The following is a 14117-nucleotide window of genomic DNA, read 5'->3' on the forward strand; positions in this document are numbered from 1 at the left end:
GTCAGGAGCGGTGATGCGTTCGTTCGGGCGTTGGTTGTTGTGGATGCTGCTGGCGGGCGTTGCGCTGCAGCTGTTTTTCGTGCTGCGGATCGCGCTGATGCTGATGATCGATCCGCAGAGCACCGCCTTCATGCGTTCGGAGGCCTGGCGCGTGGCCACCGAGAGCCTGACCACTGCCGACAAAGAGTGGCGCTGGTCGTCGCAGTGGGTCGACTACGACGACATCAGCCCGAATCTCAAGCGCGCGGTCATGGCATCCGAGGACGCGGGCTTTGCCGAGCACGGCGGCGTGGACTGGGAAGCCATCGAGGCCGCCTGGGCCAAGAACGAACGCCGGCAGGAGCTGATCGAGAAGCGCCAGGAGCAGATCGAAAAGAAGCTGGCGAAGAAACCCGAGGCCGCGGAGGCCGCGATCAAGGCCATCAAGCCGGCGAAGATCCTCGGTGGTTCGACCATCACCCAGCAGCTGGCCAAGAACCTGCTGCTCTCGGGCGAGCGCAACCTGCTGCGCAAGGGCCAGGAGCTGGTGCTGACCCTGACGCTGGAAGCCTTGCTGTCCAAGCGCCGCATCCTGGAGATCTACCTCAACAGCGTCGAGTGGGGCGAAGGCGTGTTCGGCGCCGAGGCGGCCGCCCAGCGCTACTTCAAGAAGCCGGCCAGCAAGCTCAGTGCCTATGAGGCCGCCCGGCTGGCGGTGATGCTGCCCAGCCCCAAGTTCTTTGGAACCCGCCCGGGATCGGCCTACCTGTCCCGGCGCACGGCCACCATCGTCGCGCGCATGGGTGATGTGAGCCCCCCATGAACTGGCGTGCCCAGGCCATGGGCATGTTCCTGCTCGGGCTGGTGCGCGCGCTTACCGGCGCCCAGGCGCGCTGGCACGGCTGCCCGCCCAAGGCCGAACAGCGCATCTACTTTGCTAATCACCAGAGCCACGCAGACCTGGTGCTGATCTGGGCCGCCCTGCCGACCGAGCTGCGCAGCATCACCCGGCCCATCGCGGCCCGGGACTACTGGACCGCCTCCACCTTCAAGCGCTGGATCACCACCGCGGTGTTCAACGCGGTCTATGTCGAGCGCGAGCGCAAAGGCGACGAGGACCCGCTGCAGCCCCTGATCGATGCGCTGGACAGTGGTGATTCGCTGATCATCTTCCCGGAGGGCACGCGCGGACACGGTGAAGAACCGCAGCCCTTCAAGTCCGGGCTGTACAACCTGGCCAGACGTTTTCCGGACGTGGTGCTGGTGCCGGCCTGGATCCACAACGTGCAGCGCGTGATTCCCAAAGGCGAGGTGATCCCGGTGCCGGTGCTGTGCTCGGTCACCTTCGGCGAGCCCCTGAAGCTCGGCACCGACGAGGACCGCGCCGACTTCCTGCGGCGCGCCAGGGACGCCGTCGTCACCCTGCGAGACGTTTAGACCCCGCATGACCTCCTTCCTCCGCAGCCTCAGCGCCGAACAGCAGGTCAGCTTGCTGTTCGTGGTCCTGTTCGGGCTGCTCACCCTGGCCAGCGGCGCGACCGTGCTGCTGTCACTGCGCGAGCGGCGGCAGTCCGAGGTGGACGAGCGCCTGCACCACCGGCTGCAGGACTACAACACCCTGCTGCGCAACTCCTGGCTGATGACCCTGGTGTTCTGGCTTGCGTGGGCAGCGGGCGAGCACGTGGCCATCGTGCTGTTCGGCATCGTCTCGTTCTTCACGCTGCGCGAGTTCATCAGCCTCTCGCCCACCCGGCGTGGCGACCACCGCAGCCTGGTGCTGGCCTTCTTCATCGTGCTGCCGCTGCAGTACGCGCTGGTCTGGCACCGCGAGTTCAATCTGTTCACGGTGTTCATCCCGGTCTACGTGTTCCTCGCCATTCCGGTGGTAAGCGCCCTGGGCAACGACCCGCAGCGCTTCCTGGAGCGCAATGCCAAGCTGCAGTGGGGCATCATGGTCTGCGTCTACGGCATGAGCCATGTGCCCGCCCTGTTGCTGCTGCCGTTCCGAGGCTTCGAGGGCCGGATGGCCTTTCTGCTGGTCTTCCTGGTGCTGGTCGTGCAGACCTGCATGCTGGTGCAGCACCTGGTGGCGCGCCAGCTGGACCGGCCGGTGGCGCCGGCCATCAGCGAGAGCTTCCAGTGGCGCAGCTGGGCCGCCGGACTGGTGGCCGGCGGTCTGCTGGGCGCCGCGCTCGCCGGCCTGACCCCGTTCAAACCAGGGCGGGCACTGGCCATGGCGCTGATCGCCTGCGCGGCAGGCTCACTTGGGCACCTGGTCATGAAGGCCATCAAGCGCGACCGCGGCGTGACCCACTGGGGCGCCGCCGGCCGCTCGGTCACCGGCGCCAGCGGTGTGCTCGACCGGGTCGATGCCCTGTGCTTCGCCGCGCCGGTGTTCTTCCACTCGGTCCGCTGGACCTTCGACCTCTGAACCGCCCACCATGCGCATCCTCGGTATCGACCCCGGCCTGCAATGCACCGGCTTCGGCGTGGTCGACGCGGAGGGTTCCGCGCTGCACTACGTCGCCAGCGGCACCATCCAGACCAGTCCGAAAGACGGCGCGCTGCTGCCCGAGCGGCTGAAGATCCTGTTCGATGGCATTGGCGAGGTGGTGCAGCGCTACCAGCCCGCGGTGTCGGTCTGCGAGATCGTGTTCGTGAACGTCAACCCCCAGGCCACGCTGCTGCTGGGCCAGGCCCGCGGCTGCTGCCTCACGGCCCTGGTGGCCAACGGCCTGCCGGTGGCCGAATACACCGCGCTGCAGCTGAAAAAGGCCGTGGTCGGCTACGGGCGTGCGGACAAGTCGCAGATGCAGGAGATGGTCAAGCGCCTGCTGCAGCTGCCAGGCCTTCCCGGCAAGGACGCCGCCGACGCGCTGGGGCTGTGCATCACCCACGCGCAGGTGGCGCGCAGCGTGGCCGCGATCAACAAGGTGGCCCCGACCCGGGCGCGCACCCACGCGGCCTACAAAGGTGGGCGGAGCTACTGAGTCGAGAACTCAGAGCACGCGCTCCAGAAAGAGGATGCCGAAGAAGCCGAGCGCGGTGGCCAGCGCCACCTTCAGAACCGTCCAGCCCCAGCGCAGGTAGCGGGTGTTGCGTGTGAGGGCGTAGGCGGCAAAGCACACACCCGAGCCGATCAGCAGCAGGATCAGGACAAAGCGCAGCAACAGCATGAACGAAGTGTCAGACGGGCCTGGTCACCAGGCCGGCGCGAGCTGGGCGAAGCCCAGCGGGGCTTCTCGCTCGTGCTCGAAGCTCACGATCTCGTAAGCGTCGGGCTGGGCCAGCAGGGCACGCAGCAACTGGTTGTTCATCGCGTGGCCGCTGCGGAAGGCGCTGTAGGCGGCCAGCAGCGGCTTGCCCACGATGTACAGGTCGCCGATGGCGTCCAGGATCTTGTGCTTGACGAACTCGTCCGAGTAGCGCAGCCCGTCGGCGTTGAGCACCTTCACATCGTCCATCACGATGGCGTTGTCCAGACCACCACCCAGACCCAGGCCGCGCGAACGCATCATCTCCACGTCGCGCGTGAAACCGAAGGTGCGGGCGCGGGCGATCTCGCGCGCGTAGCGGCCGCTGCCCATGTCGAACTCGACACGCTGGCCGGTGGCGTTCACCGCCGGGTGGTCGAACTCGATCTCGAACGCCAGCTTGTAGCCGTGGAACGGGTCCAGCCGCGCCCACTTCAGGTTGCGCCCCTCACCTTCGCGCACCTCGACCGGTTTTTTCACGCGGATGAAGCGCTTGGCCTTGTTCTGCAGCGCGATGCCGGCGCTTTGCAGCAGGTAGACAAAGGACGCCGACGACCCGTCGAGGATGGGCACCTCTTCGGCCGTGATGTCGATGTAGAGGTTGTCCAGCCCGAGCCCGGCGCAGGCGCTCATCAGGTGCTCGATGGTGTTGACCTTGACACCACCGTTGGAGATGGTCGAGGCCAGCCGGGTGTCGGTCACCGATTCCGCGGTGACCGGAATGTCCACCGGCTCGGGCAGGTCGACACGCCGGAACACGATGCCGGTGTCCGGTGCCGCGGGCCGCAGCGTCAGCTCCACCCGCTGTCCTCCGTGCAGGCCGACGCCGACCGCCTTGGTCAGGGATTTGAGCGTTCTTTGAGCAAGCATCCGGCGATTGTAGGTTTCAGGGCTCCCCCGCGCTGGCCGGAAAAGCTATGCCGGCCATAGCGAGGGGCCTGGATCAATCGGCTTGCTTGCGCAGGAACGCGGGGATCTCGAAGTCGTCCATGCCGCCCGAGGCCAGCGCATCGACCTTGGCAGCTGCCTGGGTGCGGTTGGTGCGCCAGACGCTGGGCACGGCCATGGTCTCGTAGTTCGGCTGCGCAGCACCGGCGCCGGCCACAGCGGTGTTGACCGTGGGCACGGTGAACGGGGTGTTGTCGGTGCCGGTGCGCAGCACCTGCAGGGGCGGCGCGGTGCGGCGGGCGCCGATGCGGCTCAGGCCCGTGGCCACCACGGTCACGCGCATCTCGTCGCCCAGGCTCTCGTCGTAGGCGGCGCCGTAGATCACGTGCGCATCCGGTGCGGCGTAGGCCTTGATGGCGTTCATCGCTTCCTTCGACTCCTTGAGCTTCAGGCTGCCCTTCGATGCCGTCACCAGCACCAGCACGCCCTTGGCGCCGGACAGGTCCACGCCATCCAGCAGCGGGCAGGCCACGGCCTGCTCGGCGGCGATGCGGGCGCGGTCCGGGCCGCTGGCGGTGGCCGTGCCCATCATGGCCTTGCCGGGCTCGCCCATCACGGTGCGCACGTCTTCGAAGTCGACGTTCACGTTGCCGTACTCGTTGATGATCTCGGCGATGCCGCCGACCGCGTTCTTGAGCACGTCGTTGGCGTGCGCGAAGGCCTCGTCTTGAGTCACTTCGTCACCCAGCACCTCCAGCAGCTTGTCGTTGAGCACCACGATCAGCGAGTCCACATTGGCTTCCAGCTCGGCCAGGCCGGCGTCGGCGTTCTGCATGCGCTTGCCGCCTTCGAAGTCGAAGGGCTTGGTCACCACACCCACGGTGAGGATGCCCATCTCCTTGGCCACGCGGGCGATCACCGGCGCGGCACCGGTGCCGGTGCCGCCGCCCATGCCGGCGGTGATGAACAGCATGTGCGCGCCGTTGATGGCGGTGCGGATTTCATCCACGGCCGCTTCGGCCGCCTCGCGGCCCTTCTCGGGCTTGCTGCCGGCGCCCAGGCCGGTGCCGCCGAGCTGGATCGTGCGGTTGGCGTGGCTGCGCGTGAGCGCCTGTGCATCGGTGTTGGCGCAGATGAACTCCACGCCCTGGACGTGGCGTTCGATCATGTGGTCCACCGCGTTGCCGCCGCCGCCGCCGACGCCGATGACCTTGATCTGGGTGCCCATGTTGAACTCTTCCACTTCGATCATTTCGATGCTCATGTCACTCTCCTGTGTGGCCCTTTTCCGCTGGGGTCCGGGCATGGTTTCGATTGTATTTAAGGGTGGGGTTGAAAGCTGTCGAGGAGAACCCTCAGCCAGGCGGCCCGGTGCATTCGCGGCAGCGGTCGAGACGGCGGGTTCCGGCGTTGATCTTGTTCATCAGAAGGTCCCCACAAACCAGTTCTTCACGCGGTCCAGCGCGCTCTGCATCGAGCCCGCCTTCTGCGCCACCTTGTGACCTCGCACGCGGGCCAGCCGCGCCTCTTCAAGCAGTCCCATGACGGTGGCGGCACGCGGCTGCGCCACCATGTCCGACAGAGCGCTGGTGTACTGGGGTACGCCGCGGCGCACGGGCTTGAGGAAGATGTCCTCGCCAAGTTCCACCATGCCCTGCATCACCGCGCTGCCGCCGGTGAGCACGATGCCCGAGGACAGCACCTCCTCGAAGCCCGAATCGCGCACCACCTGCTGCACCAGCGCGAAGATCTCCTCCACGCGCGGCTCGATCACCCCGGCCAGCGCCTGGCGGCTGAGCATGCGCGGCCCGCGGTCGCCCAGCCCCGGCACCTCGACCTGGGTGTCCGGGTCGGCCAGCAGCTGCTTGGCGCAACCGCTCTCGACCTTGATGTCCTCAGCGTCCTTGGTCGGCGTGCGCAGCGCCATCGCGATATCGCTGGTGATCAGGTCACCCGCGATCGGGATCACCGCCGTGTGGCGGATCGCGCCGCCCGCAAAGATCGCCACATCCGTCGTGCCGGCGCCGATGTCCACCAGGGCCACGCCCAGGTCCTTCTCGTCATCGGTCAGCACCGCCTGGCTGGACGCCAGCGGGTTCAGCATGAGCTGGTCGACCTCCAGGCCGCAGCGGCGCACGCACTTGATGATGTTCTCGGCCGCGCTCTGGGCACCGGTGACGATGTGCACCTTGGCCTCCAGGCGGATGCCGCTCATGCCGATCGGCTCTTTCACCTCCTGGCCGTCGATCACGAACTCCTGCGGCTCCACCAGCAGCAGGCGCTGGTCGGTCGAGATGTTGATCGCCTTGGCGGTCTCGATCACACGCGCCACGTCGGCGGTGGTCACCTCGCGGTCCTTGATGGCCACCATGCCGCTGCTGTTGATGCCGCGGATGTGGCTCCCGGTGATACCGGTGTAGACGCGGGCGATGCGGCAGTCGGCCATCAGCTCGGCCTCTTTCAGCGCCTGCTGGATGCTCTGGACGGTGGCGTCGATGTTGACCACCACGCCGCGCTTGAGACCGTGGCTGGCGGACACACCCAGCCCGGCCAGCTTGAGCTCGCCGTTGGCCTGGACTTCGGCCACCACCACCATGATCTTGGCGGTGCCAATGTCCAGTCCTACCACCAAATCCTTGTATTCCTTGGCCATGATCGTTGTCTGTTCAGCGGTTTCGTGTAGGGGTCGCAGGGGTGTCTTCGGTCACGGTCGTCACGCCCTGCACGCGCAGGGCGTAGCCATTGGGGTAGCGCAGGTCCACCGACTGAAGGGCACCGGGATAGCGCTGCGCCAGCTGGCCCACCGTGGTGGTGAAGCGGCGCGTGCGCGCGAGCAGCTCGTCGCTGCTGCCCCGCCCCAGTTCCAGGCGGGTGCCGTTGTCCAGCTCGGCACGCCAGCTGCCGCGCTCGTTGAGTTCCAGGCGGACCAGGGTCCGGTCCAGCCGGGCGACTTCTTCGGACAGGCTCTGGTACAGGGTCCACACCAGCGGCGCCTGCTCCGGCGGCCCGGCCAGTTCGGGCAGGCCGTCGCCTTCGTCGGGGCTGGCCTCGAACACCTCGCCCAGGCGGCTGACCAGCTGGCCCGAGCCGGACTGGCCCCACCAGGCCACGGCCTCGTGCTCCTCCAGCGTGACCCGCAAGCGGTTGGGAAACTCGCGCTGCACCCGGGCATGTCGCACCCAGGGCACGGCCTCGAACATGCGGCGCACCTGCTGCAGGTCCAGGGTCAGGAAGCTGCCTTCCAGCTTGCGCAGCGGGGTCGCGAGCTGCGCCCGCAGACCGACGGCGTTCTGATGGCCCAGGTCGCCCTGCACGCTGATGCCCTTGAGGGTCCAGGCCGGGTGGCGCGCGATCCAGGTGCCGACCGCGCCCAGGCAGAGCAGGACAAAGACCACGACCAGGCCACGCGTGACCACGGTCATGAGTCGGATGTCCAGGGGCAGGTCGGTGTGCTGCATGGCGTGTGCTTCAGGCCTTGGCGTTGTCCAGCGACGCAGTCGCCAGCACGGTCAGGCAGAGGTCCTCGTAGGACAGGCCGGTCGCGCGCGCCGACATCGGCACCAGCGAGTGACCGGTCATGCCGGGCGAGGTGTTGATTTCCAGCAGCCAGGGCTTGCGCGTGGCGGCATCGATCATCACGTCGGCGCGCGCCCAGCCGCGGCAGTCCAGCGCGCGGAAGGCCTTGAGCACCAGCGCCTGGATCGCTGCCTCCTCGCCTTCGGGCAGGCCGCAGGGCACGAGGTATTGCGTGTCGTCGGTGAAGTACTTGTTCTGGTAGTCGTAGTTGCCGTCGGGGGCCACGATGCGGATCACCGGCAGCGCGCGGGCCGTGGCCCCCGTGCCGAGCACCGGGATGGTGACCTCGTCGCCGGCGATGAACTGTTCGCACATCACCATCGGGTCCTGGCCCGAGGCCAGCGCATAGGCGGCGTCGCACTGTTCCAGCGTCATCACCTTGGTCAGGCCGATGGTCGACCCTTCGCGCACCGGCTTGACGATCATCGGCGAGCCCAGCGCTTCAAAGGCGGCGCGGGTCTCGGCGGCGCTATGCACCTGGCGCCAGGCCGGCGTCGGCAGGCCTTCGGCGATCCAGATGCGCTTGGTCATGAGCTTGTCCATGGCCACGCTGGAGGCCATCACGCCCGAGCCGGTGTAGGGAATGCCCATCAGCTCCAGCGCGCCCTGCACCGTGCCGTCCTCGCCGAAGCGGCCGTGCAGCGCGATGAAGACGCGGTCAAACCCTTCGCGTTTGAGCTCGGACAGGTCACGTTCGGCCGGGTCGAAGGCGTGCGCGTCCACACCTTTGGACTTCAGCGCGGCCAGCACACCGGTGCCGGACATCAGCGAGACCTCGCGTTCGGCGGAGCGACCGCCCAGCAACACGGCCACCCTGCCGAGCGCTTTCACATCAATGGGGTTCACAGCATTTCCCACGTTCACACCTTGTCCTTGCTGGCCAGGTCGACCACCTGCCCGGCCACCGCGCCGATGGAGCCGGCGCCCATGCACAGCACCACGTCGCCGTCGCGCGCGTTGTCCAGCACCGCCTGCGGCATGGCGGCGATGTCGTCCACAAACACCGGCTCCACCTTGCCGGCCACGCGCAGCGCACGGGCCAGCGAACGGCCGTCGGCCGCCACGATGGGCGCTTCGCCGGCGGCGTAGACCTCGGCCAGCAGCACCGCATCGGCCTGGCCGATCACCTTCACGAAATCCTCGAAGCAGTCGCGCGTGCGGCTGTAGCGGTGCGGCTGGAAAGCCAGCACCAGGCGGCGTCCCGGGAAGGCGCCACGTGCGGCCGACAGCGTGGCGGCCATCTCCACCGGGTGGTGACCGTAGTCGTCCACCAGGGTGGCGGTGCCGCCCGAGGGCAGCGCCGCCTCGCCATAGCGCTGGAAGCGACGGCCCACGCCCTTGAACTCGGCCAGCGCCTGCTGCACCGCGGCGTCCGGCACGCCCAGTTCATCGGCGATGCCAATGGCGGCCAGCGCGTTGAGCACGTTGTGCATGCCCGGCAGGTTCAGCACCACCGGCAGCGGGGGCGCGTCCTCGCGCAGCACGGTGAAGTGCATCTGCCCGCCCACCGCCTGCACGTCCACTGCGCGCAGCTGGGCATCTTCAGAAAATCCGTAGCGGGTGATCGGCCGCGCGATGCGCGGCAGGATGTCGCGGATCGCCGGGTCGTCCACGCAGACCACGGCGGCGCCGTAGAACGGCATCTTGTGCAGGAAGTCCACGAAGGCCGACTTGAGCTTGCCGAAGTCGTGGCCGTAGGTGTCCATGTGGTCGGCATCGATGTTGGTGACGACCGACAGCACCGGCAGCAGGTTCAGGAACGAGGCGTCCGACTCGTCTGCCTCGACCACGATGTACTCGCCCGAGCCCAGCTGCGCGTTGGCGCCGGCGCTGTTCAGGCGCCCGCCGATCACGAAGGTCGGGTCCAGACCGGCGGCGGCCAGCACGCTGGCCACCAGGCTGGTGGTGGTGGTCTTGCCGTGCGTGCCGGCGATGGCCACGCCCTTCTTCATGCGCATCAGCTCGGCCAGCATCACCGCGCGCGGCACCACCGGGATGAGCTTCGCGTGTGCCGCGACCACCTCGGGGTTGTCGTCCCTGACTGCGGTGGAGGTGACGATGGCGTCGGCGCCTTCGATGAACTTCGCGTCATGGCCCTTGTGCACCGTGGCGCCCAGTTGCACCAGGCGCCGCGTGGCCGCGTTCTCGCCCAGGTCGGTGCCCGAGATCACGTAGCCCTGGTTGAGCAGCACCTCGGCGATGCCGCTCATGCCCGAGCCGCCGATGCCCACGAAATGGATGTGCCGGATCGCGTGCTTCATGACGACTTCACTTTCGCGAGTTGCTCGCAGGCCGCCACCACGGCGGCCACGGCCTGTGTCTTTTCCATCTGCTTGGCCTTAGTGGCCATCTCCATCAGTTGTGCGCGGTTCACAGACCGCAGTCGCTCGGCCAGCGACTGCGCCGTGAGCTCGGTCTGCGGCACCAGCCAGGCGCCACCCGCCTCGACAAGGAAACGGGCGTTGGTGGTCTGGTGGTCGTCGACCGCGTGCGGGAAAGGCACGAACAGCGCGGCGGCGCCCACTGCGGCGATCTCGGTCACCGTGCTGGCACCCGCCCGGCAGACGATCAGGTCGGCATGGGCAAAGGCCGCGGCGGTGTCGTCGATGAAGGGGGTGAGCTCGGCCTGCACGCCGGCCGCCGCGTAGTTGGCCTTCAGCGCCTCGATCTGCTTCTCGCCGCTCTGGTGGACCACCACCGGGCGCTCGTGCTCGGGCAACAGCGCCAGCGCCTGCGGCACCGTGTCATTCAGCGCCTTGGCGCCCAGGCTTCCACCCACCACCAGCAGCCGCAGCGGACCACTGCGACCCGAGAAACGCTCCGCGGGTGCGGCCTGCCGCAGGAACTCGGCGCGCAGCGGGTTGCCCACCCACTCGGCCTTGTTGAACACGTTCGGGAAGGCGGTGAACACGCGGTCGGCGATGCCCGAGAGCACCTTGTTGGCCATGCCGGCCACCGAGTTCTGCTCGTGCAGCACCAGCGGCCTGCCGCGCAGCACACCCATCATGCCGCCCGGGAAGGTGATGTAGCCGCCCAGGCCGACCAGCACGTCGGGCTTCACGCGCCCGACCATGGCGAAGGCCTGCGCAAACGCCTTGAGCAGACGCAGGGGTAGCAGGACCAGCGTGCTGAGGCCCTTGCCCCGCACGCCGCCGAAGTCGATCAGTTCCAGCGGGATGCCGCGCGGCGGCACCAGACGGCTTTCCATGCTGCCCGGCGAACCCAGCCAGTGCACGCGCCAGCCTTTTTCGCGCAGGGCTTCGGCCACGGCGAGGCCCGGGAAGATGTGACCGCCGGTGCCGCCGGCCATGATGAGGGCGCTGGGCTGCCCCTGGTGGACGCTGCTCATGAGCGGCCTCCCTTCATCAGCAGGCGGTTCTCGTGGTCCACCCGCAGCACGATGGCCAGCGCCACCAGCTCCAGCAGGATGGCCGAGCCGCCGTAGCTCATCAGCGGCAGGGTCAGGCCCTTGGTGGGCAAGGCTCCAAGGTTCACGCCAATGTTGATGAAGGCCTGGAAGCCGATCCACAGCCCCACGCCTTGCGCCACCAGCCCGGCGAACACCTGGTCCAGCGCAATCGCCTGGCGCCCGATCAGCACGATGCGGCGCACCAGCCACAGGAAGGCGGCGATGATGATGGTCACGCCCACCAGACCGAACTCTTCGCCCACCACCGCGAGCAGGAAGTCGGTGTGCGCCTCGGGCAGCCAGTGCAGTTTTTCCACGCTGCCGCCGAGGCCGACACCGAAGATCTCGCCGCGGCCGAAGGCGATCAGCGAGTGCGAGAGCTGGTAGCCCTTGCCCAGGGCGTACTGCTCGGACCAGGGGTCGAGGTAGGCGAAGATACGCTCGCGCCGCCATTCGCTCATCATCACCATCAGGGCGAAGGCGGTCACCACCACCAGCACGATCAGGAAGAACATGCGGGCGTTGACGCCACCCAGGAACAGGATGCCCATGGCGATCACCACGATCACCATGAACGCGCCCATGTCGGGTTCGGCCAGCAGCAGCATGCCCACCACGGCCAGCGCCACGGCCATCGGCGCAACGGCGCGGAAGAAGCGCTCCTTCACGTCCATCTTGCGCACCATGTAGTCGGCGGCGTAAAGCAGGATGGTGAGCTTGGCCAGCTCGGAGGGCTGGAAGTTGATGACCCCCAGCGGAATCCAGCGGCGGGCGCCGTTGACGCCCTTGCCGATGAAGGGAATCAGCACCACCACCAGCAGCAGCAGTGCCAGCGCGAACAGCCAGGGCGCGTAACGCTCCCAGGTCTGCATGGGCACCTGGAAGGCGATCAGCGCTGCCACCAGACCGATCACGATGAACAGCCCGTGCCGCAGCGCGAAGTGGGTCTGGGCGTAGTTGGCGAAGCGGGGGTTGTCGGGCAGCGCGATGGAGGCCGAATAGACCATCACCAGGCCCCAGGCCAGCAAGGCCACCACCACCCACAGCAGGGGCTGGTCGAAGCCCAGCTCGCGCACGGGCCGCTGGCGCAGGCCGGCGTAGGTCCGGCTGGACAGGCGCACCGGCAGGCCATTGGCGCCGAGCGCGTTGCCCAGGCCAACGAGCGCGGGCATCTTGCCGCCCAGGGTGGTGCGCAGGCGCTGCAGGAAGCTGGCGAGGGCGGCTTTCACGACTCCCCTCCCAGCATCACACCGCGTTCATCGGCCAGCGCACGCACCGCCTCGATGAACACGTCGGCGCGGTGCTTGTAGTCGCGGAACATGTCCAGGCTCGCGCAGGCGGGTGACATCAGCACCGCATCACCGGCCTGGGCCAGCTGCGCAGACTGGGTCACCGCGCCGGGCATCGTCTCGGCCTCGACCATCGCCACACCGGCCTGTTGCAGGGCCTCGGCGATCTGCTCGCGGATCCTGGGGCCGTCGCGCCCGATCAGCACCACGGCACGCGCATGGCGGGCCAGCGGCTCGGCCAGCGGACCGAAGTCCTGGCCCTTGCCGTCGCCACCGAGGATGACCACCAGGCGCCGGTCGACGCCCAGGCCGCGGATGGCGGCCAGCGTGGCGCCGACATTGGTGCCCTTGCTGTCGTCGAAGTATTCGATGTCGTCCAGGATGCCGATGGGCTCGACGCGGTGCGGCTCGCCGCGGTACTCGCGCAGGCCGTGCAGCATGGGCGCCAGCGGCGCACCGGTGGAGGTGGCCAGGGCCAGCGCCGCCAGCGCGTTGGCGGCGTTGTGGCGGCCGCGGATGCGCAGCGCATCCACCGGCATCAGGCGCTGGAAGTAGATCTCCTCGTCGACGTCCTGGCCGCGGCCGCGCTGGCGGGTTTCGTCCAGGGCCAGCGCCCGCACCAGCCAGTCCATGCCGTTGACCGACTCGATGCCCCAGTCTCCCGCGCGCACCGGGGTGTCCAGGCCGAAGCTGGTCCAGGGACGGGCGGGCTGCTGGCGGTTGCGGCCGCTGATCTTGACCGTGACCATGCCCGGGGCCATGGCGGCCACCAGCGGGTCTTCGCGGTTGAGCAGCATGAGCGCCCGCGCGCCGAACACAGCGGCCTTGGCCTGGGCGTAGGCCGCCATCGAGCCATGCCAGTCGATGTGGTCTTCGGTGATGTTGAGCACGGTGGCGGCGGTGGGCACCTGGTCCCAGGCGCCACCGGCGGTGCCGTCGAGCTGGAAGCTGGAGAGTTCGAGCACCCAGGCCTGCGGCAGGTGGGGCGGCTCGGGCTCCGGCGGGGGTGGCGGCACCAGCAGGGTCGGGCCTTCGTCGTCGGCCGCGGCAGCAGCTTCCTGCAGCGCATCGCCCTCTTCCGCTTCTTCGTCGACCTCGGCGCTGGCCGGCACCTCAGGGGTGTCCTGCTCGACCTCGGCCGGGGCCTGTGCCGCTTCCTCCGCCGCACGGGCGGCGTCCTGCGCGGCGGCCTCGCGCTCTGCGTCCAGCGACGCCGACAACACGTCCAGCAGCGCCGGCCCAATGTTGCCGGCCACGGCCACCCGCAGCCCGGCGCGCTGCAGCAGCAGGCCGGTCAGCGAGGTCACGGTGGTCTTCCCGTTGGTGCCGGTGATGGCCAGCACCTTCGGGCGGTAGGGCAACCCCTCGCGCTGCGACAGGTCGCACAGCGCCTGGGCAAACAGGTCGAGCTCGCCGACAAAGGCCGCCCCGTGCGACTGCGCCCAGGTGCGGGCGGGCGCCAGCTGCTCGGGTGGCAGGCCGGGGCTGCGCGCGATCACGTTCCAGGCCGCGCGCGCCAGCAGGGTTTCATCGAAGGCACCCTGCACGAAGTCGGCCGACGGGCACTCGGCGCGCAGCGCCGCCAGCGAGGGCGGGTTCTCGCGCGTGTCGGCCACGGTGACCTGCGCCCCGTGGCGCACGCACCAGCGCGCCATCGACAGCCCTGAGATGCCGAGGCCGAGGATGAGAACGTGTTGGTCTTGAAGGGCGTTCATCGTGGTG

The 14117-nt window shown here is 68.6% G+C and carries 14 protein-coding genes; 4 read left to right on the forward strand and 10 right to left on the reverse strand.

Annotated elements, in window-relative coordinates; all coding sequences use genetic code 11:
- Positions 1–13 precede the first annotated feature (13 nt).
- Genes HFL01S_RS00090 through ruvC form a run of 4 tightly spaced genes read left to right on the forward strand, consistent with a single transcriptional unit; the run spans position 14 to position 2969 of the window.
- Entirely contained in the window at positions 14–802 is a 789-nt protein-coding gene (locus tag HFL01S_RS00090) for a transglycosylase domain-containing protein (RefSeq protein ID WP_066252972.1), read from the forward strand.
- Positions 799–1416 carry a lysophospholipid acyltransferase family protein gene (locus tag HFL01S_RS00095; protein WP_066252975.1) on the forward strand — a complete coding sequence of 206 codons (618 nt, stop codon included), beginning with the start codon at positions 799–801 and terminating at the stop codon, positions 1414–1416. The genes HFL01S_RS00090 and HFL01S_RS00095 overlap by 4 nt, the downstream gene beginning before the upstream one ends.
- Positions 1417–1423: 7 nt before the next feature.
- Entirely contained in the window at positions 1424–2410 is a 987-nt protein-coding gene (locus HFL01S_RS00100; protein WP_066252978.1) for a phosphatidate cytidylyltransferase, read from the forward strand.
- A 10-nt stretch (positions 2411–2420) separates the two neighbouring features.
- On the forward strand, positions 2421–2969 hold the full coding sequence (ruvC, locus tag HFL01S_RS00105) for a crossover junction endodeoxyribonuclease RuvC (protein ID WP_066252981.1): 549 nt from the start codon (positions 2421–2423) through the stop codon (positions 2967–2969).
- Between the two features lie 9 nt (positions 2970–2978).
- On the opposite strand, the gene HFL01S_RS25340 is transcribed toward ruvC, so the two are convergent.
- From HFL01S_RS25340 to murD, 10 genes are all read right to left on the reverse strand, one after another.
- Positions 2979–3155, reverse strand: coding sequence for a hypothetical protein (locus HFL01S_RS25340; RefSeq protein ID WP_169802296.1), 177 nt, complete (start codon positions 3153–3155; stop codon positions 2979–2981).
- Positions 3156–3179: 24 nt separating this feature from the next.
- Positions 3180–4103 (reverse strand): UDP-3-O-acyl-N-acetylglucosamine deacetylase, encoded by a 924-nt coding sequence (lpxC, locus tag HFL01S_RS00110; RefSeq protein WP_066252982.1) that lies wholly within the window; start codon positions 4101–4103, stop codon positions 3180–3182.
- Positions 4104–4176: 73 nt separating this feature from the next.
- Positions 4177–5385 carry a cell division protein FtsZ gene (ftsZ, locus tag HFL01S_RS00115; protein ID WP_066252983.1) on the reverse strand — a complete coding sequence of 403 codons (1209 nt, stop codon included), beginning with the start codon at positions 5383–5385 and terminating at the stop codon, positions 4177–4179.
- A 159-nt stretch (positions 5386–5544) separates the two neighbouring features.
- The gene (gene ftsA, locus HFL01S_RS00120) at positions 5545–6774 is read right to left on the reverse strand and encodes a cell division protein FtsA (RefSeq protein ID WP_066252986.1); all 1230 of its coding nucleotides are present in this window, start codon (positions 6772–6774) and stop codon (positions 5545–5547) included.
- 13 nt (positions 6775–6787) lie between these two features.
- The gene (locus HFL01S_RS00125) at positions 6788–7579 is read right to left on the reverse strand and encodes a cell division protein FtsQ/DivIB (protein ID WP_066153507.1); all 792 of its coding nucleotides are present in this window, start codon (positions 7577–7579) and stop codon (positions 6788–6790) included.
- Between the two features lie 10 nt (positions 7580–7589).
- Positions 7590–8543: a D-alanine--D-alanine ligase gene (locus tag HFL01S_RS00130; protein WP_245644704.1), complete on the reverse strand. Its 954-nt coding sequence runs from the start codon at positions 8541–8543 to the stop codon at positions 7590–7592.
- Between the two features lie 14 nt (positions 8544–8557).
- Complete coding sequence (murC, locus tag HFL01S_RS00135) at positions 8558–9958, reverse strand: UDP-N-acetylmuramate--L-alanine ligase (RefSeq protein ID WP_066252988.1); 1401 nt, start codon at positions 9956–9958, stop codon at positions 8558–8560.
- On the reverse strand, positions 9955–11046 hold the full coding sequence (murG, locus tag HFL01S_RS00140) for an undecaprenyldiphospho-muramoylpentapeptide beta-N-acetylglucosaminyltransferase (RefSeq protein WP_066252991.1): 1092 nt from the start codon (positions 11044–11046) through the stop codon (positions 9955–9957). Before murG ends, murC begins: the two co-directional genes overlap by 4 nt.
- The gene (gene ftsW / locus HFL01S_RS00145) at positions 11043–12278 is read right to left on the reverse strand and encodes a putative lipid II flippase FtsW (protein WP_066253735.1); all 1236 of its coding nucleotides are present in this window, start codon (positions 12276–12278) and stop codon (positions 11043–11045) included. Before ftsW ends, murG begins: the two co-directional genes overlap by 4 nt.
- 53 nt (positions 12279–12331) lie before the next feature.
- Positions 12332–14110: a UDP-N-acetylmuramoyl-L-alanine--D-glutamate ligase gene (gene murD / locus HFL01S_RS00150; RefSeq protein WP_066252996.1), complete on the reverse strand. Its 1779-nt coding sequence runs from the start codon at positions 14108–14110 to the stop codon at positions 12332–12334.
- Positions 14111–14117 lie beyond the last annotated feature (7 nt).

It is taken from the genome of Hydrogenophaga flava NBRC 102514, assembly GCF_001571145.1.
GTDB classification, from domain to species: domain Bacteria; phylum Pseudomonadota; class Gammaproteobacteria; order Burkholderiales; family Burkholderiaceae_C; genus Hydrogenophaga; species Hydrogenophaga flava.